Here is a 17,354-nt window from a genome sequence, read left to right as displayed (position 1 = left end):
GGAATTGGCCTTAGCCCGCCTTGAACGCGTGCAGGCGGTTCATCGCCTTGATCTTGTCTTCTTTCAGCCACAACTCGGTGCAGCGCACCGCTTCGTCTACGGCATCGTCAATCAGCTTTTGTTCGCTAGCTGGCGGCTTGCCTAGCACGAAACCGGTGACTTTATTGCGGTCGCCTGGATGGCCAATACCGACGCGTAAACGGTGAAAATTATTGTTGTTGCCCAGCTTGCTGATGATGTCTTTCAGGCCGTTATGGCCGCCGTGGCCGCCACCTTGCTTAAATTTTGCCACGCCTGGCGGTAAATCCAGCTCATCGTGCGCCACCAAAATCTCTTCTGGCGCAATGCGATAGAAGGTCGCCATCGCCGCCACCGCTTTCCCGCTGAGATTCATAAACGTGGTGGGCACCAGCAGGCGCACATCTTCTCCCGCCAGCGACAGGCGCGTGGTGTAGCCGTAAAATTTTGGCTCGTCTTTTAACGACTGATTGTTGCGGCTCGCCAGTAAATCGACATACCAGGCACCCGCGTTATGGCGCGTTGCGGCGTATTCAGCGCCGGGATTGGCCAGCCCCACAATCAGTTTAATGCTGCTCACGATGTTTATCCTGTCTTGCTGCGGAAAGGGCGATAGTTTACTGCCTGGCGGCACGGATGACAAAGGTCGCAAGTAGCAGATAATGTCTCTGCGTGACTAATCATTTTCTATCGAAATCAAGGTACTGGCGGTAAAGATTTGTCAAAGGTTGTGAAGGATATGTGATCCTGTACGCAACTTAAGCGGCAACTATTGCCTAAGCTTATGGCTAGTTAACCATACGTGCTGTTTTGCTTTTATAAGGATGGAGGTGGATCATGAAACGTCAAAATTGCCGCTTTGTAGGTAACGGTTTGATGTGTTTGGGTTTACTGACGATGGTATTGGGCGTCGGCTATTCTATTATCAATCAGCTTCCTTCACTCAACCTGCCACAATTTCTCGCGCACGGTGCGATGTTCAGCATCTTCGTTGGCGCTTTGCTGTGGCTGGTCGGTGCACGCGTCAGCGGACGTGAGCGCGTAGAAGATCGCTATTACTGGTTGCGTCATTACGGTGATAAGCGTTGCCGTCGCAATCACTCATCACATTAAGTGAGTACGGTTTGCTGCAGCGGCTGTAACTGCGCGAGATAACATTCGATGCGGTTACGGCCGCTGGCTTTTGCGCGATACAAAGCTTCATCGGCCAGCGCCAGCAACGGCGGGAAAGGTTCGCCGGGCTGCAGCGCGGTGGCAAAGCCGATACTGACGGTATAGCGCACGTCGTTGGGTTGCGACAGCTGTGTCGCTAAACGGATACATTCACACACGCGCTGCGCCTGCTCGGCATCGCCGGGAATAATCGCTGCAAACTCTTCACCGCCCAAGCGGGCAAAATGTCCACTCTCCGGCAACAACGCTTGCACCACCTGACAAAAATCAATTAATACCTGATCGCCTTGCTGATGGCCAAAACGGTCGTTGATACTTTTAAAATGGTCCAGATCGAACAGCACCGCGCTGTAAACAAATTGCTGCGATTGTCGCGCGCTGCGCAGCACCATTTTATCTGCCTGCTCGAACAGTGCGCGACGATTCCACACGCTGGTGAGCGGATCAAGCATTGATGCCAGTTTGTGGGCGATTTGCGTGCGCTCATTCACCATCGCCAGAATGGTAAAGCTCAGGCCAATGACAAACAGAATCGATTCGAGAATCACATAAACCGAGAAGCTGGAGCCGCCGATCGCACCGCGCACCGGCGTTGCCACCGCATCATCCAGGAAGATGCGCGCCACATGGAACAGCAAATGAATCCACAGCAGGATTTGCGCCGGCCAGAAGGTGACGGTTAACGAGGCATGCACGCGCCACAGCAAGCGGATCAGCGCGCCGGTATAAATGATACACAGCAGGCAAACCACCAACACGCGCTTCGGCTGGCTGTGATAAAACTCGGGGAACAGGCACAGAATCGCCCACAATAAACCGCCGCCTAACCAGCTGAGTCCAATGGTTTTACCGCAGAAGATGCGGAAGGCGTTAAGCAGATTGCCGTAAGCCAACAGCAGCATGATGTTGCCGACCGCTACCGGTAAAAACTGGAATCCCGCGCTGCGTAAGCTGCTGAGGAACACCGCGGTCAACGTTAAAACCAACGCCAGCGTGGTGCAGCCCAATACGCGATCGTACTGCGCGCCAACCCAGGCAAAAACCAAAATGATACTCAAAAACCCCAGCACATAGAGCTCGCAAACAAACAGTGTGTAGATGTCGAGAGTCATAGTGGTCGGAGCTCTTGAAAAAGTGGGGAAGAAAATACCATTAATTATTGGAGCACTAAAGGGCGGTAATGCGAGTTGCTGGAAAAGAGTGGATGGCAGCGAGAATAGCGAGATTTAACGAAATTTATCGCGCAAATATCAGCGGCGAAAGTGGCTTAATCGGTGAGTCAGGTTTAGGACCGTGAACAAAGCAAAACCGGGCACAAGGCCCGGTTTCACGCGATGAATTAATGCTCAAACATCGCGGAGATTGATTCTTCGTTGCTGATACGACGAATCGCTTCGGCCAACATGCCAGACAGCGTCAAAGTACGCACGTTTGGCAGAGATTTCATCTCTTCAGACAGCGGAATGGTATCGCAGACAATCACCTGATCGATCACTGACTTACGCAGGTTTTCCACCGCGTTGCCAGAGAAGATTGGGTGAGTGGCGTAGGCGAAGACACGTTTCGCGCCGCGCTCTTTCAACGCTTCAGCCGCTTTGCACAGCGTACCGCCGGTGTCGATCATATCGTCGACCAGTACACAGTCACGACCCGCAACGTCACCAATAATGTGCATCACCTGAGAAACGTTCGCGCGTGGGCGGCGTTTGTCGATGATAGCCATATCGGTATCGTTAAGCAGTTTAGCGATGGCGCGGGCACGCACTACGCCACCGATGTCTGGGGAAACCACAATTGGATTTTCCAGGCCAATTTGCAGCATATCTTCCAGCAGGATTGGGCTGCCGAAGACGTTATCCACCGGGACATCAAAGAAGCCCTGAATCTGTTCAGCATGCAGGTCAACGGTGAGAACACGGTCAACGCCCACGCTGGAAAGGAAATCGGCAACCACTTTGGCGGTGATCGGTACACGAGCAGAACGCACACGGCGATCCTGACGCGCATAGCCAAAGTAAGGAATAACAGCAGTAATACGACCAGCAGAAGCCCGACGCAAAGCGTCGACCATCACAACCAGCTCCATCAGATTATCGTTGGTGGGGGCACAGGTGGACTGGATGATGAAAATATCACCACCGCGTACATTTTCGTTGATCTGTACACTTACTTCACCATCACTGAAACGGCCAACAGCGGCGTCTCCGAGGCTAGTGTAAAGGCGGTTGGCAATACGTTGTGCTAGTTCCGGGGTGGCGTTACCAGCAAATAGCTTCATATCAGGCACGAGAAGAACCTCAGGCTTGGCGTCCAGAGAATGAACGGCTCTAGAGTAACCGGCGAATACCAAAGAGCATGTTCATACGGGTGTGTTAATGCGCAACATGCAGTGTCTGGAACGTGTGACACTGTCACGTAGACGCTTTTAGCCCAGAAAGTGTGCGCTGCAACGGCGAGAGGTTAAGCCCGCGCGCCACAAATCCGCAAATCCATTTCGGGGCAAGCTCCAGCACCTGACGTGCGTCGGATTCGGTGTCAAATTCAGCAAACACACAAGCTCCGGTCCCAGTCAGGCGCGACGGCGCGTATTCTAGCAGCCAGGAAAGCAGCTCATCAACCTTACGAAAACGTTTTCTTGCCACAGACTCACAATCATTGTGAAAAGGACGCTGTAACAGTTCATCTAATGTGCGGATTGGTGAATCGCGCGTCAGATCGGGATCGCGGAACAGATCCGGCGTTGCGATACTCACGCCCGGATGCGCCACCAGATACCATTTTTCTGCCGGTTCAGCCGGCTGCAACAGTTCGCCCACGCCTTCAGCAAAGGCTGCGTGACCACCAATAAACACTGGCACATCCGCGCCCAGCTTGATGCCAATCGCTGCTAGCTCAGCAACGCTTAAGCCGGTTTGCCACAGATGATTCAGCGCCACTAATACCGTCGCCGCATCCGAAGAACCGCCGCCAAGCCCGCCGCCCATCGGCAAAACTTTCTCCAGCGCGATGCTGGCACCGGCCTGCGCGGGCAGCGTGCCACGCGCGGCGGCGAAGTTTTTTAACGCCTGCGCGGCACGCACAATCAAGTTCTCGTCATCTGGCACGCCACCCAGCGGCGTCAGCAGGGTAATCTTGCCGCTGCTATCTGGCGTGATTTCCAGCGTGTCACCGTAATCGAGAAACTGAAACAGCGTTTGCAGATTGTGGTAGCCGTCAGGACGACGGCCAGTGATATACAAAAACAGATTCAGTTTTGCTGGCGCGGGCCACGTGGTGATCATTGGGTGGTCCAGCTATCCATGCGTAATTTGATACGCTGACCGCCTTCAGACAGCTCCAGATTCGCCGGCAGCGGTGGATTCACTTTGCTGTCGTAATCAGAAATGTTCACTTTCCACTGCTGACCGTTGCGGCTGTAGTTCAGGCTTTGCAGCTGGTAATTGTTATTCAACTGATAATCGCTGGCATCGCCCGGCAGGCCCATCATCCACTGACGCAGATTAGCGAGCGGGATATCCATGCCGGTAAGCTGTGAAATCATCTTCTCGGCATCATTGCTGACGTAGCGCTTGCCTTTGTTATCAACGATCTGCACCACGGAACCTTGCGCATCCAGCTGCAATTCTGTGCTGCCGAGCGGATTGGTTAACAGCAGACGATAGCGATCGGCAGCGGTTTGCTGCCAGTTAAAGCGCGCATAGACTTTTTGCTTATCCGACAGGTACGCGAACGCGCCGCGCGTCTGATACTGGCTGATTTTCGCCACGGCTTGTTGATGCTGCTGCCATTGCGGTGACGTGGTGCTTGGGCCCGGACCTTGTGGTTTGTTAATGGTACATGCAGCCAGTAACACGCTGGCAAGGGGTAAAAGGCGCAGTAACTTGCGCGGGGGCAAATGCATCACGTGGTCATCTCCTCAGACACGTTTTTACTTCGTAACCGGTAACGCTAACCATCCGCATGTGAGCCGTCAATGCTGTTATGGCAATAATTGCGCACGATCAGTTTAATCTTATTACAGTCATAGGCTTTGTATGGCTTTTCTTGACCTGTGGCATCTTGTAGAATGCGCTGCACAAAACCCTGACAACTCTTGGGATATCCCAACCCGAATCACATGACGCTGCTTGCACTCGGAATCAACCACAAAACTGCACCTGTTGCGCTACGCGAACGCGTTGCGTTTACACCAGACACGCTGGAACTGGCGCTGAATAGCCTGCTGTCCCAGCCGATGGTGCAGAGCGGCGTGGTCCTCTCGACCTGCAACCGTACGGAACTCTACCTCAGTGTAGAGCAGCAAGCCGACCTGCAGGAGAAGCTGGTGCGTTGGCTGTGTGACTATCACGATCTGCGTGAAGAGGATGTGCGCAACAGCCTCTACTGGCATCAGGATAACGCGGCAGTCAGCCATCTGATGCGTGTAGCTAGCGGGTTGGATTCACTGGTGTTGGGTGAACCGCAGATTCTAGGTCAGGTTAAAAAAGCCTTTGTTGATTCGTCACGCGATCATGCGCTGAGCAGTGAACTGGAGCGCATGTTCCAGAAAACCTTCTCGGTGGCCAAGCGTGTACGCACCGAAACCGAGATTGGTGCCAGCGCCGTTTCGGTCGCCTTCGCCGCCTGTTCCCTGGCGCGTCAAATCTTTGAATCGCTCAGCACCGTTAACGTGCTGCTGGTCGGCGCCGGTGAAACCATCGAGTTAGTGGCGCGTCATCTGCGCGAACACTCCGTCAAGAAGCTGATGATTGCCAACCGCACCCGCGAGCGTGCGCAGCTGCTGGCTGATGAAGTTGGGGCGGAAGTGATTGGCCTCGGCGATATCGAAACGCGTCTGGCCGATGCCGACATCATTATCTCGTCTACCGCCAGCCCGCTGCCGATTATCGGTAAAGGCATGGTGGAGCGCGCACTGAAAGCGCGTCGCAATCAGCCGATGCTGCTGGTGGATATCGCCGTACCGCGCGATGTCGAGCCGGAAGTGGGCAAGCTGGCGAACGCCTATCTCTACAGCGTTGATGATCTGCAAGCGATCATCGAGCAGAACATGGCGCAGCGTAAAGCCGCCGCCGTACAGGCTGAAAGCATTGTGGTGCAGGAGAGCGGCGAATTTATGGCCTGGCTGCGCGCACAAAGCGCGGTTGAGACCATCCGTGAATATCGCTCGCAGGCCGATCAGGTGCGCGCCGAGTTACAGGAACGCGCGCTGGCCGCGCTGCAGCAGGGCGCTGACGCCGAAAAAGTATTGCAAGAGTTGGCGCACAAGCTGACCAACCGTTTAATTCATGCACCAACCAAATCACTGCAGCAGGCCGCGCGCGACGGCGACAGCGAACGCCTGCAGATCTTACGTGACAGCCTCGGTTTAGAGTAATCTGGTCAGTCACGACCTATCACTGGGATACCCGCTATTACATGAAGAGCTCTATTGTTGCCAAGCTGGAAGCGCTCCAGGAACGCCACGAGGAAGTGGAAGCGTTGCTGGGCGATGCCGGCGTGATTGCCGATCAGGATCGTTTCCGTGCGTTATCACGCGAATATGCCCAGCTTAGCGACGTCACCCGTTGTTTCCGCGAATGGCAGCAGGTGCAGGAAGATGTTGAAACTGCCGAAATGATGCTGGAAGACCCGGAAATGCGCGAGATGGCGCAGGAAGAATTGAAGCTGTCACGCGAGAAGCGTGAAGAGCTGGAACAACAGCTGCAAGTGCTGCTGCTGCCGAAAGATCCCGACGATGAACGTCCGTGCTTTGTCGAAGTGCGCGCCGGCACCGGCGGTGATGAAGCGGCGATTTTTGCCGGCGATCTGTTCCGTATGTACAGCCGTTATGCTGAAGCACGTCGCTGGCAGGTGGAAATCATCAGCGCCAACGAAGGTGAGCACGGCGGCTATAAAGAAGTGATCGCGCGCATCATCGGCGACGGCGCGTATGGCCGCTTTAAGTTTGAATCGGGCGGTCATCGCGTCCAGCGCGTGCCGGAAACCGAATCGCAGGGGCGTATTCACACTTCAGCTTGTACCGTTGCGGTGATGCCGGAGCTGCCAGAAGCGGAAATGCCGGAAATCAACGCTGGCGATTTGAAAATCGACACCTTCCGTTCCTCTGGTGCCGGTGGTCAGCACGTTAACACCACCGATTCAGCGATTCGTATCACCCACTTGCCAACCGGCATTGTGGTGGAGTGTCAGGACGAACGTTCTCAGCACAAAAACAAAGCCAAAGCGTTGGCGGTGTTGGGCGCGCGTATTCACGCGGCGGAAACGGCGAAGCGCAATGCCGCAGAAGCCTCAACGCGTCGTAACCTGCTGGGCAGCGGCGACCGTTCGGATCGTAACCGCACCTATAACTTCCCGCAGGGCCGCGTTACCGATCACCGCATCAACCTGACGGTTTATCGTCTCGACGAGGTGATGGAAGGCAAGCTGGATTCCCTGATTGAGCCGATTGTGCAGGAGTATCAAGCCGATCAGCTGGCCGCGCTGGCTGGACAGGACTAATGATCGTTCGTCGCTGGCTACAGCAGGCTGTGGTAGCGCTCTGTGGCGGCGACAGCCCGAAGCGCGATGCGGAAATATTGCTGGGTTTCGTGACGGGCAAACCGCGCAGTTGGCTGATCGCCTTTGACGATGCCGAACTGGACGCGCAGCAGCAGGAACAGCTGAATGCGCTGCTGGCGCGCCGCGTCAACGGTGAGCCGATTGCGCATCTGGTTGGCGAGCGTGAATTCTGGTCGCTGCCGTTGCGCGTCAGCGATGCCACGCTGATCCCGCGCCCGGACACCGAAGTGCTGGTGGAACAAGCGCTGGCGCATCTGCCGGCCACTGCAACTTCACTGCTGGATTTAGGCACCGGCACCGGCGCGATTGCGCTGGCGCTGGCCAGCGAACGGCCAGGCTGTCAGGTTATCGGCTGCGATCGCATTGCAGCCGCAGTGGAACTGGCGCAGGACAACGCGCAACGTCTGCACATCAATAACGCCCGTTTTATCCTCAGTAATTGGTTCAGCGATCTTCCCGCCCAACGTTTTGATCTGATTGTCAGCAATCCGCCCTATATTGATGCCGCCGATGAACATCTGCAGCAGGGCGACGTGCGCTTTGAACCGCTCAGCGCGCTGGTGGCAGACGATCAGGGTTTGGCCGATTTACGTTTCATCATTCACACCGCACCGCACTGGCTGCACGCGGGCGGCTGGCTGCTGCTGGAACATGGATGGCAGCAAGGCGAAGCCGTGCGTGCAATCATGACGCAGCACGGTTATCAGGCGGTAGGCACCGTTGACGATTACGGCGGTAATCCGCGCGTCACACTAGGACAATTTTTTAACAAGGAATAACGATGGCGAGCTGGTATCCCCTCATTAAACATTTTCACTTGCTGACCGTCGCGCTGACGATTTGTCTGTTTTTGCTGCGCTTCTATTGGCAAACCACCGGCTCAGCGATGCTGCAACGCCGCTGGGTGCGCATTGCACCGCACATTAACGACACCTTTTTGCTGTTAAGCGGTGCGCTGCTGGTGATGATTACGCATTTTTATCCGTTCACACCGCAAGGAAGCTGGCTGACGGAGAAGCTGTTAGCGGTTATTATCTACATCGCCTTAGGTTCCGTGGCATTGAGCCGTCGCCCACGTAAAATGGGGACACGTTGGATCGCCTTCCTGATTGCAATCGTAGCTTTGCTGTTTGTGATTAAGCTGGCGATGACCAAAATGCCGTTATTGGGGATTGTATGACCTCGCCAGAGCAACTCGATTACAGTGAAACACCGTTGAGTGAAGCGGTGATTGGCGCCACATGCGCCATACGCAATGATTTTTCTGCGCCTTCTGTGCAACAACAGTTGGCGGTAATGGTCGATGAAGCCCGTGAGTTCATCAGCAGCGAGCAGGACGCCGATTTGCAGCTGGGTAAGCTGCTTGAGCTGTTCTATCGTCAATGGGGATTTGGCGGCGCCAGCGGCGTCTACAATCTCTCTGATGCGCTGTGGATCGACAAAGTATTGAAGAGCCGTCAGGGCACCGCAGTGTCGCTGGGCGTAATTCTGCTGCACATCGCCGATGAGCTGGAATTGCCGCTAATGCCGGTGATTTTCCCGACGCAGCTGATTCTACGCGCCGACTGGTTAGATGGCGAAATGTGGCTAATCAACCCGTTCAACGGCGAAACGCTGGATACGCACACGCTGGAAGTGTGGCTTAAGGGCAACATCAGCCCAACCGCCAAGCTGTATAACGACGATCTCGACGAAGCCAAGACTATCAACGTGATGCGCAAGATGCTCGACACCTTGAAATCCGCGCTGATGGAAGAGAAACAGATGGAGCTGGCGCTGAACGTCAGCAAAGTGCTGCTGCAGATCGATCCTGATGATCCTTATGAGATCCGCGACCGTGGTTTGATTTACGCGCAATTAGAGTGTGAACACATCGCGCTGACTGATTTGACCTATTTCGTTGAACAGTGTCCTGAAGATCCGGTCAGCGAGATGATTAAAGTGCAGATTCACGCAATTGAACAGAAACAGGTAACGCTGCACTAAGCGTTACCCGATAAAAGGAAAGGAAAGGGCATGACACAGAAAGTAGTGAAAATCGGCGATATCAAGGTCGCAAACGATCTGCCATTCGTTCTCTTCGGCGGCATGAACGTGCTGGAATCGCGCGATCTCGCCATGCGCATCTGCGAACACTACGTTAAGGTCACCGACAAACTCGGCATCCCTTACGTATTCAAAGCCTCTTTTGATAAAGCGAACCGCTCTTCGATCAAATCCTATCGTGGTCCAGGCCTGGAAGAGGGCATGAAGATTTTCCAGGAGCTGAAGCAGACTTTCGGTGTGAAAATCATCACCGACGTGCACGAAGCATCGCAGGCGCAGCCGGTGGCTGACGTGGTTGATGTGATTCAGCTGCCGGCATTCCTCGCGCGTCAGACCGATCTGGTGGAAGCGATGGCGAAAACCGGCGCGGTCATCAACGTGAAGAAGCCACAGTTTGTGAGCCCAGGCCAGATGGGCAACATCTATGACAAATTCGTTGAAGGCGGTAACGATCAGGTTATCCTGTGCGATCGCGGCAGCAACTTCGGCTATGACAATCTGGTTGTTGATATGCTTGGCTTCAACGTGATGAAGAACGTCACGCAAAATAGCCCAGTGATCTTCGACGTCACCCACGCGCTGCAAACGCGCGATCCGTTCGGCGCTGCGTCTGGCGGTCGTCGTGCGCAGGTAGCTGAGCTGGCGCGCGCTGGTATGGCGGTTGGCATTGCTGGCTTGTTTATCGAAGCACACCCAGAACCAAACAGCGCGAAATGCGACGGTCCATCGGCGCTGCCGCTGGATAAGCTGGAGCCATTCCTGGTGCAGATGAAAGCGATTGACGATCTGGTGAAGAGCTTCCCAGAGCTGGATACCAGCAACTGATTGTTTTCAGATGTGAAAAAGGCGCCGATGGCGCCTTTTTTATTGGCAGGTCGCCATAAATGGCGACCTGTCACTCACAGCATAATCGTCAACAAATACCCGGCAAATAGCGCCAGATGCGCGGCACCGTTCAACACATTGGTGCGGCCCGTTGAGAACGAAATGTGGCACAGAATCAACACGGCGCTCATCATCACCATCTGCGGCGGCTCAAGGCCGAACACCAATTGCTGGTCGGTCAGGGTAGCGATAATAGTAACCGCAGGCACGGTCAGTGAAATAGTCGCCAGCACCGAACCGAAGAACAGATTCATTGCGCGCTGCACCTGATTCATCAGCACCGCTCTAATCGCACCTAAACCTTCCGGAGACAGGATTAACAGCGCCACCAGGAACCCGGTGAACTGCGCCGGGGCATTCAGCTCTGTCAGCAGGCTCTCCAGCGGATTAGCGTTCATCTTGGTTACGGCGATAACCGCAATCAGATGCACGATCAGCCATACGGTGTGCCACAGTGAACTGTGCGCAGAAGGCTTGCCGTGATGCGGATCGTCGCCATCATCTTCATGCTCATAAACGAACAGGCTTTGGTGCGTTTTGGTTTGAATCAGCAGGAATACGCCGTACATGGCGGCGGAAATCGCCGCAATAATCAGCGCCTGGGTGGTAGTGAAGTTGCCGCCGGGTAACGCATTGGGAAACACCAGCACCAGAATCGCCAGCGGGAAAATGGCGATCATGTATTGCTTAACGCCCGCCAGATTAACGTACTGCGTGGCAAACTTGCGTCCGCCCAGCAGCAGGGCACAGCCGACCAAACCGGCAGTCACAATCATGATGATCGAGTAAAGCGTGTCGCGCATCAGCGCGGGCGCGGCGTCGCCGGTGGCCATCAGCGCCGAGATCAGGCTCACTTCGAGAATGACAACGGAAAGACTTAAAATCAGCGAGCCATAAGGTTCGCCTAAACGGTGTGCCAGAACGTCGGCGTGACGCACCACGCTGAACGCGCTAAACAGAATGGCAACTAATGCCAACAGATTGATGCCGATAACCGGCAGAAGCGCTGTCTGGTTGCCGAAGAAGCTCAGCACCGCCAGCGCAGCAACGGGGAAAATCAGTGAGTACTCGGTATGGCGGGTTTTCTCATGTCCAGGCATTTACCATCCTCTCCGGAAAAAGTACAAAGCAGGCAATCATTGCCTGATAAATATAATGAGTTTTCTGACGCAACGCAGTGTAACTTTTCAACAACTGTGCTGCTGTGACTTTACGCGATTTTACCAAAAGCGTTTATTATGTATAACACGGCAAAAGAGCATGTTATCGCTGGATTAACGCCTGTATTCATTATGTTGCATCAGTCATCCACTAAATTAAAGATGAGATTGGTCTGTTTAATTGACTTGTTTGATACGGCTTATGGGGGTTTAACTCTCTTAAATCCAATATTCTCGTAAAAGTCGGACTTTATGCGGATTTTTTGCTTCGCTTCGCACTTTTCCTTCCAATATTGAAGTTCCTCGCCAGGCAGCCGATGCTATTTACACAGAATTTCCCTTTTGTGATCGGGGTCAATCTTGAATGTTTTGTTAAAAATGAATTAATGTCTTCTCTTAAGGCGAAGTGATCAGCGTCGCCTGTAGACATCAGTTTTAAGGAACCACACCGGCAAGATGTCAGCGCAGTAGAGGAGACCACAGTGTTAACGCGGGAATTTTTATTAAAAGCAGATTGTAAAACATCGTTTGGCGATATTGATGAAGCGCTGTTCTGGAGCTGTGAAAAGCGTGCGGCATCGCTGTCAGCGACGCTTGCCTGTCGTCCTGACCAAAGCCCGGTGTGGATTTTTGGCTACGGCTCGCTGATGTGGAACCCGATTTTTGAAGCGGCAGAAGTGGCGCCTGGCCGATTAGAGGGCTGGCACCGTGCGTTTTGTCTGCGTCTGATTGCCGGTCGCGGCACCGTCACCGCGCCTGGTCGCATGCTGGCGCTGAAAGAGGGCGGATCCACCAGTGGACTGGCGTTCCGTTTACCGGAATCGCGACTGCATGATGAGCTGGAGCTGCTGTGGAAGCGTGAAATGATCACCGGCTGCTATCTGCCAACCTGGTGTGAGCTGGAGCTGGAGGGTGGACGAAACGTCACCGCGCTGGTGTTTATTATGGATCCGCGTCATCCATTGTATGAAACCGACTCATGTCGCAGCACCATCGCGCCATTAATTGCCCAGGCCAGTGGGCCGCTCGGCACCAACGCACAGTATCTCTATGCGCTGGAGCAGGAGTTAGGTAAACGTGGGATGCAGGAAGCGGCGTTGACGCGCCTGGCGGCAGAAGTCAGAGCGCTGCAGAATCATTCAGCAGCGCGCTAACGCGCATTACTGCGCTGGATTAATCAGCCAGGTTCCCGGCTTATCGATGGTCAACGATTGGCTGTGCACCTGGTTGCCGTTACGCACTTCAATGCGATAGTTCCCCGCCGCCAGATTCAATGAAGCAAACCCGCTGCTGGAGGGTTTCACATCCCGGGCTTCGCCATTCAGCATCACATTCTCACCCGCCTGCAAACGCAGATAAACCGTCGCTACCGTTGGCGCATTGCTCGCTACATTATTGGCTGGTGCAGCAGGCGCGGCTGGCGTGGTGCTCGCGGCCACCGGCGGCACTTCGCTGTGACGATTCGCTTTCCACACCACCACCACAACCGCCAACACCGCAATCGCAGCGGCCACCACTAAACCGGGCGACAAACGACGCACGTTGCGTGGCGTCAAAGGTTCAACCGCGGCTGCGGCATGATTGACCGCCAACACCTGCGGTTCCGGCGTTGCCACAATCGGCTCCGCCGGTACAACCGGTTCGGCCACCACCGGAATGGTGGTAGAGAGCGCTTCGACATCGCTTACCGGCAGATCGATCAGGCTGGCAAAGGCATCAATGCTTTGCGGACGATCTTCCGGCTTCATCGCTAACGCGCAGTCGATGGCGTGCAACAGCGGCAGCGAATAGCCTTCCGGCTTGCGCTCCACCAACGGCTGATAGTTATCCTCAATGCAGCGCACCACGCTCACCGGCGGCGCATGGCCGGTGATCAGGTTATGCAGCACTGCGCCCAGCGCATAGATATCGGTCCACGGACCTTGCTCGATTTCGCCTTCTTCGCTGTATTGCTCAATCGGCGCAAAGCCGGGTTTAAGCATGATCTCGGTTTCATCAGAGAGGTTACCGATCTCTTTGCGCGCCGAGCCAAAATCGAGCAGCACCGGCAGCTGATTTTCCTGAATCTGGATGTTATCCAGCGAGATGTCGCGATGCAGATAACCGGCAGCGTGAATGGTATCGATGGCGCCAAACAGCGGCGGCAGCAGACGACGGATCCAGCTTTCATCAATGCTGTCCGGACTGGTGATCTGCCACTCTTTCAGCGTCATGCCGCTGTAATAAAGCGTGCCCATGTAGGCGGTGCCGTTCTCTTCCCAGAAGCGCAACACGTGCAGCAAGCCGGGATGATTAAAGCGTGCCAGCAGGCGCGCCTCCTGAATAAAGCTATTGCGACCGGCGGTGAACAGCTTGTGGAAACGCTCACCGCGCAGTTCCAGCGACATATCCGCCGCACGCACCGCCAGCGAGACGGGCATGTACTCTTTGATGGCGATGGTGCGTTCCAGCTGATGATCCCAGGCACGATAAACAATGCCGAAGCCGCCGCCGCCAATCACTTCCTTGATTTCAAATTCATTAAACCGGTAGCCCGCAGGCAGGGCATTAGGTGTATGGTTTTCGTTTGCCGACATAGTGAACTCTCTGAACACGTCCTGTAGCGCCCCGTCATCACGATGACGGCGGGCAACGACCGCTAATTAATTAATGTTACGCCAGGCACCAATCGCCGGATCGGCGAGATCCGCATGCAGGGTGTCAATCAGTAACACAGTCACTTTTTGCTGTGGCATAAATTGCGGCGACCAAACGCCGCGTAACGTCTCAACCCGCTTTTTCAGCACATCGCTGTCCTGATCGGCGGTTTTGTCCATCTTCACCAGAAGTGTGCCGCTGAAGCGCCACACATGCTGTTGTGCATCAAACGGCAGCACTAACCAGCTATCATCGGCATCCGGACGCGTAACAATCATGCGCTGGTTATTCACCGAGACCACTTCCAGCGGCGGACCGCTTAGTTTCAAATCTGCAATCGGGTAGCCCTGATAGAAATTCAGCGCCACATTGCGCGTTTTACCGTCGCTCATCAGCGTCATTTCGCTCGGGCCTTCCAGCCAGCCTTCGGTGGAGCAGTGCTGATTCGGGTTATCCGGGATAAACAGTGATTCGCCTTTGTCATCCCACCAGGTGCGGAAATGACAGCCGCCCGGCAAGGCAAAATGCTGCAACGGCGTGCTATCCGCCGGGCGCGAGAGATCGAGCGGCGCGGCATTATCGGCGGTTGCGCTGGCGGTGGCATCGTTGATGACGATGGGACGCCAGTTCTGTAATTTGGCCGCGCTACCGTTTGCCAGCACGCTGCCCTCTTTATTAGTCATCTGCCACGGCAGTTCATCCAGCAAGCCGCACTGATTAGCCAGCAGCGTACCGACGCGCGGCAGGAAGCTGGTCAGGACGCTGGAATCGGTGCTTTTGCCCGAAACAATGCGCAGCGGCAGCGTCTCTTTGCACCAATCGTTGGGTGCTTTGCTCGCCACGTCATCGATGTAGACTTCCAATGACAGGCTCGGTGAATAGACCACACGATAATCTTCTGCCTGCGCATTTCCGGCCAGCAACAGGGTTGCGAAGCCCGTCAACCACACTTTCATAAGAATCCTTGGATCAATAACGTGACGGCAGAAAACGTGCCGCATCAGCCTGGGAATAAAGCAGCGTCGCTTCCTGCGGTTCGCCAATCCAGACGGCCAGAGCGCTGAGATTGTCGCTTTTAACACTGCGGTTAACGGCTTGTTCCATCAAAGTCAGCCACTCTTCGCAGGCATTCACCATGCGCAGGGCCAGTTCCATTTCGTGGGTGGTGAGATTGAGCCAGAATCCATCGCTGCAAACTAAAAACGCATCGCCGTCGGCCAGCGTAATCACCTCGCTAAAGGTGGCCGGACGGGCAGGCTCAACACCGAGCGCATTATAAAGTAAATTACTGTTAATGCCGGTATTTTCATAGCCCGCCTCGCGTAACTGCTGGGCCAAACTGTGATCACGCGTCACCTGATTCAGCACCCCGTGGCGGAAGTGATAAACCCGGCTGTCGCCAGCGTGCGCCCACCATGCGAGCTGTTTTTCACGGTCGATAAACAGCGCGGCAAGCGTGGTGCTCATCCGGGAAAAATTCGGATTGTTTCCCTGTGCCTCAATCAGCACCTGCTGGCAATGTTCGATGGCGGCACGCGTGCTTTCCGGCGTGAAGGTCGCGCTTTGCTGCAACTGCGTCAGCAGCGTATCGCGCACCAGCTGCGCAGCGATATCTCCGCCGGGCAAACCGGCGACGCCGTCGCACACCATAAAACAGGCTTTATGATCGTCCAACTCGGCACCGGTACGATCCTGATTTTCGTCACGCATGCCTTGCTGGCAGCGGCTGGCAAACATCATCTTCATGCGTCTTCGGTCCGCGTCTGAGAATCCTTGTATTGATTCACTTCCATATCATAGGCATGCAGGAAGGCTTCGCCGAACAGCGTGTGGAAGTCATCTTCAATTTCACCGGCGGTACGCTGATAGTGGCGAGAGAAGTAATCCCACAGCGCCGCTTTACGTCCGGTGCTAAACCCAAGCTTTGGCAGCACGCCATCTTTGCGCGCTTCTTCCTCTAAGCGCTGCGGGTTAAACGATTGCAGCATGGCGGCGATAATCGCGCGGATGCCGGCAATCATCCCCAGCTGATGCGCCTGCAAATCCACCAGCGCATCGCGTACCGCCGGTTCCGGTGGCATAAAGCCCGGCATCTGGCTCTGATACATCTGCATCAACACGGTTTTACCGGACGGCAGAATTTTGAAAGGGTTATTCGCCTCGTTGAGGATCATCGTCATGTCGGCTTTCACGCCACGCTTGAGAATCGAGCGCGAGGAGAGTAGGGCGACGGTGCCTTGCGAAAACAGGCTCAGCATGCGACCAGTGACACGCATCTGCTCTTCGGTGATGGTGGTTTGGTGGCCGTTGTTCAGCCCCATGCCTTCCAGCAACGCGGCAATCAGTTTGTCCTGAGAGACGCCCGGCAACGTGGCTGGCAGCGTCGGCGCATCGCTTTGCGGATCGATGGCGAGGCGCGGATCGTTGCGACGTTCCTGACGCGCAACCGGCTCGGGAATCACGTCGGGCTCCTGCATCATGCCGAGCGGGTCATCGCTGCTGTCAGCAAAGAACGCCAGCGGATCGTCCTGGCGGGCTTTGAGGTTGTTGGGATCGCGCACTTCGAGCCCGTACTCACCAATTTGCAGCGTGTCGCCATCCTGCAACGCTACCTGCGAGCCGCGTTGCAACGCGACGCCGTTCAATACCACCGACGTGACGCTGCCCTGATTGGTCAGGCGGCATTCGCCCTCCGGCGAAAGGTGCACCAGCGCCTGCAAGCGCGATATAGCGCGCGATTCGTCAGGCAGCACCAGATCGTTATCCTGACTGCGGCCGATGGTGCCGCCGGGCGGTTTGAAGGCTACCGTCTTGGCGGGCACATCCGTATTGCACTGCACAATGGTAAATTGCATGAGTCATCCCGTTAACAAGGCA

General features: G+C 55.2%; 18 protein-coding genes. 8 read left to right on the top strand and 10 right to left on the bottom strand.

Translation table 11 applies throughout. The annotated features are described in order from the left end of the window. Positions 1-10: 10 nt before the first annotated feature. A complete protein-coding gene (pth, locus tag ACXIZX_RS10735) occupies positions 11-598 on the bottom strand; it encodes an aminoacyl-tRNA hydrolase (RefSeq protein WP_179450527.1) in 588 nt (195 codons plus the stop codon). A gap of 257 nt (positions 599-855) precedes the next feature. Here pth and ychH point away from each other — a divergent pair, with 257 nt between their 5' ends. Next, positions 856-1,131, top strand: a complete 276-nt coding sequence (gene ychH, locus ACXIZX_RS10730) for a stress-induced protein YchH (protein WP_061723496.1) — start codon at positions 856-858, stop codon at positions 1,129-1,131. On the opposite strand, the gene ACXIZX_RS10725 is transcribed toward ychH, so the two are convergent. The 4 genes from ACXIZX_RS10725 to lolB form a co-directional block, all read right to left on the bottom strand. Further along, a complete protein-coding gene (locus ACXIZX_RS10725) occupies positions 1,128-2,303 on the bottom strand; it encodes a GGDEF domain-containing protein (RefSeq protein ID WP_479404116.1) in 1,176 nt (391 codons plus the stop codon). The two genes, ychH and ACXIZX_RS10725, sit on opposite strands and share 4 nt — an antisense overlap. Before the next feature lie 227 nt (positions 2,304-2,530). Beyond that, a complete protein-coding gene (gene prs / locus ACXIZX_RS10720) occupies positions 2,531-3,478 on the bottom strand; it encodes a ribose-phosphate diphosphokinase (RefSeq protein WP_006118899.1) in 948 nt (315 codons plus the stop codon). A gap of 124 nt (positions 3,479-3,602) precedes the next feature. Further along, on the bottom strand, positions 3,603-4,472 hold the full coding sequence (gene ispE / locus ACXIZX_RS10715) for a 4-(cytidine 5'-diphospho)-2-C-methyl-D-erythritol kinase (RefSeq protein ID WP_479404115.1): 870 nt from the start codon (positions 4,470-4,472) through the stop codon (positions 3,603-3,605). Further along, positions 4,469-5,092 (bottom strand): lipoprotein insertase outer membrane protein LolB, encoded by a 624-nt coding sequence (gene lolB / locus ACXIZX_RS10710; RefSeq protein ID WP_101764109.1) that lies wholly within the window; start codon positions 5,090-5,092, stop codon positions 4,469-4,471. The genes ispE and lolB overlap by 4 nt, the downstream gene beginning before the upstream one ends. Before the next feature lie 216 nt (positions 5,093-5,308). Here lolB and hemA point away from each other — a divergent pair, with 216 nt between their 5' ends. Genes hemA through kdsA form a run of 6 tightly spaced genes read left to right on the top strand, consistent with a single transcriptional unit; the run spans position 5,309 to position 10,620 of the window. Further along, complete coding sequence (hemA, locus tag ACXIZX_RS10705) at positions 5,309-6,565, top strand: glutamyl-tRNA reductase (RefSeq protein ID WP_061718543.1); 1,257 nt, start codon at positions 5,309-5,311, stop codon at positions 6,563-6,565. A gap of 41 nt (positions 6,566-6,606) precedes the next feature. Continuing rightward, positions 6,607-7,689: a peptide chain release factor 1 gene (prfA, locus tag ACXIZX_RS10700; protein ID WP_008107659.1), complete on the top strand. Its 1,083-nt coding sequence runs from the start codon at positions 6,607-6,609 to the stop codon at positions 7,687-7,689. Beyond that, entirely contained in the window at positions 7,689-8,528 is an 840-nt protein-coding gene (gene prmC / locus ACXIZX_RS10695) for a peptide chain release factor N(5)-glutamine methyltransferase (RefSeq protein WP_479404114.1), read from the top strand. Before prfA ends, prmC begins: the two co-directional genes overlap by 1 nt. Positions 8,529-8,530: 2 nt before the next feature. After that, positions 8,531-8,929, top strand: coding sequence for a SirB2 family protein (locus ACXIZX_RS10690; RefSeq protein WP_008107663.1), 399 nt, complete (start codon positions 8,531-8,533; stop codon positions 8,927-8,929). Further along, the gene (gene sirB1 / locus ACXIZX_RS10685; RefSeq protein ID WP_479404113.1) at positions 8,926-9,735 is read left to right on the top strand and encodes an invasion regulator SirB1; all 810 of its coding nucleotides are present in this window, start codon (positions 8,926-8,928) and stop codon (positions 9,733-9,735) included. The genes ACXIZX_RS10690 and sirB1 overlap by 4 nt, the downstream gene beginning before the upstream one ends. Before the next feature lie 30 nt (positions 9,736-9,765). Further along, the gene (gene kdsA, locus ACXIZX_RS10680) at positions 9,766-10,620 is read left to right on the top strand and encodes a 3-deoxy-8-phosphooctulonate synthase (RefSeq protein WP_179450539.1); all 855 of its coding nucleotides are present in this window, start codon (positions 9,766-9,768) and stop codon (positions 10,618-10,620) included. Between the two features lie 74 nt (positions 10,621-10,694). Here the strand turns inward: kdsA and chaA are convergent, their stop codons facing one another. Further along, a complete protein-coding gene (gene chaA / locus ACXIZX_RS10675) occupies positions 10,695-11,780 on the bottom strand; it encodes a sodium-potassium/proton antiporter ChaA (protein ID WP_061718545.1) in 1,086 nt (361 codons plus the stop codon). A gap of 542 nt (positions 11,781-12,322) precedes the next feature. On the opposite strand from chaA, the gene ACXIZX_RS10670 reads away from it, so the two are divergent. Further along, the gene (locus tag ACXIZX_RS10670) at positions 12,323-12,994 is read left to right on the top strand and encodes a gamma-glutamylcyclotransferase (RefSeq protein ID WP_479404112.1); all 672 of its coding nucleotides are present in this window, start codon (positions 12,323-12,325) and stop codon (positions 12,992-12,994) included. A 6-nt stretch (positions 12,995-13,000) separates the two neighbouring features. Here the strand turns inward: ACXIZX_RS10670 and ACXIZX_RS10665 are convergent, their stop codons facing one another. The 4 genes from ACXIZX_RS10665 to tagH form a co-directional block, all read right to left on the bottom strand. Continuing rightward, on the bottom strand, positions 13,001-14,416 hold the full coding sequence (locus ACXIZX_RS10665; protein ID WP_323273973.1) for a serine/threonine protein kinase: 1,416 nt from the start codon (positions 14,414-14,416) through the stop codon (positions 13,001-13,003). A gap of 66 nt (positions 14,417-14,482) precedes the next feature. After that, positions 14,483-15,433: a hypothetical protein gene (locus ACXIZX_RS10660; RefSeq protein WP_479404111.1), complete on the bottom strand. Its 951-nt coding sequence runs from the start codon at positions 15,431-15,433 to the stop codon at positions 14,483-14,485. A gap of 13 nt (positions 15,434-15,446) precedes the next feature. Beyond that, positions 15,447-16,223, bottom strand: coding sequence for a PP2C family protein-serine/threonine phosphatase (locus tag ACXIZX_RS10655; RefSeq protein WP_479404110.1), 777 nt, complete (start codon positions 16,221-16,223; stop codon positions 15,447-15,449). Next, a complete protein-coding gene (tagH, locus tag ACXIZX_RS10650) occupies positions 16,220-17,332 on the bottom strand; it encodes a type VI secretion system-associated FHA domain protein TagH (RefSeq protein ID WP_008107693.1) in 1,113 nt (370 codons plus the stop codon). Before tagH ends, ACXIZX_RS10655 begins: the two co-directional genes overlap by 4 nt. Positions 17,333-17,354: the final 22 nt, after the last annotated feature.

The sequence above is a fragment of the Candidatus Pantoea symbiotica genome (assembly GCF_056491525.1).
Note: the sequence above shows the minus strand (reverse complement) of the source record. Positions and strands in the feature narration are given on the sequence as shown.

Bases quoted from the DNA above. Each gene is read 5' to 3' on its own strand.
- prfA (WP_008107659.1), top strand. From the start codon at position 6,607: ATGAAGAGCTCTATTGTTGCCAAGCTGGAAGCGCTCCAGGAACGCCAC.
- prmC (WP_479404114.1), top strand. From the start codon at position 7,689: ATGATCGTTCGTCGCTGGCTACAGCAGGCTGTGGTAGCGCTCTGTGGC.
- hemA (WP_061718543.1), top strand. From the start codon at position 5,309: ATGACGCTGCTTGCACTCGGAATCAACCACAAAACTGCACCTGTTGCG.
- ispE (WP_479404115.1), bottom strand. From the start codon at position 4,472: ATGATCACCACGTGGCCCGCGCCAGCAAAACTGAATCTGTTTTTGTAT.
- sirB1 (WP_479404113.1), top strand. From the start codon at position 8,926: ATGACCTCGCCAGAGCAACTCGATTACAGTGAAACACCGTTGAGTGAA.
- ACXIZX_RS10655 (WP_479404110.1), bottom strand. From the start codon at position 16,223: ATGAAGATGATGTTTGCCAGCCGCTGCCAGCAAGGCATGCGTGACGAA.
- kdsA (WP_179450539.1), top strand. From the start codon at position 9,766: ATGACACAGAAAGTAGTGAAAATCGGCGATATCAAGGTCGCAAACGAT.
- ACXIZX_RS10665 (WP_323273973.1), bottom strand. From the start codon at position 14,416: ATGTCGGCAAACGAAAACCATACACCTAATGCCCTGCCTGCGGGCTAC.
- ACXIZX_RS10690 (WP_008107663.1), top strand. From the start codon at position 8,531: ATGGCGAGCTGGTATCCCCTCATTAAACATTTTCACTTGCTGACCGTC.
- ychH (WP_061723496.1), top strand. From the start codon at position 856: ATGAAACGTCAAAATTGCCGCTTTGTAGGTAACGGTTTGATGTGTTTG.
- ACXIZX_RS10660 (WP_479404111.1), bottom strand. From the start codon at position 15,433: ATGAAAGTGTGGTTGACGGGCTTCGCAACCCTGTTGCTGGCCGGAAAT.
- ACXIZX_RS10725 (WP_479404116.1), bottom strand. From the start codon at position 2,303: ATGACTCTCGACATCTACACACTGTTTGTTTGCGAGCTCTATGTGCTG.
- tagH (WP_008107693.1), bottom strand. From the start codon at position 17,332: ATGCAATTTACCATTGTGCAGTGCAATACGGATGTGCCCGCCAAGACG.
- chaA (WP_061718545.1), bottom strand. From the start codon at position 11,780: ATGCCTGGACATGAGAAAACCCGCCATACCGAGTACTCACTGATTTTC.
- lolB (WP_101764109.1), bottom strand. From the start codon at position 5,092: ATGCATTTGCCCCCGCGCAAGTTACTGCGCCTTTTACCCCTTGCCAGC.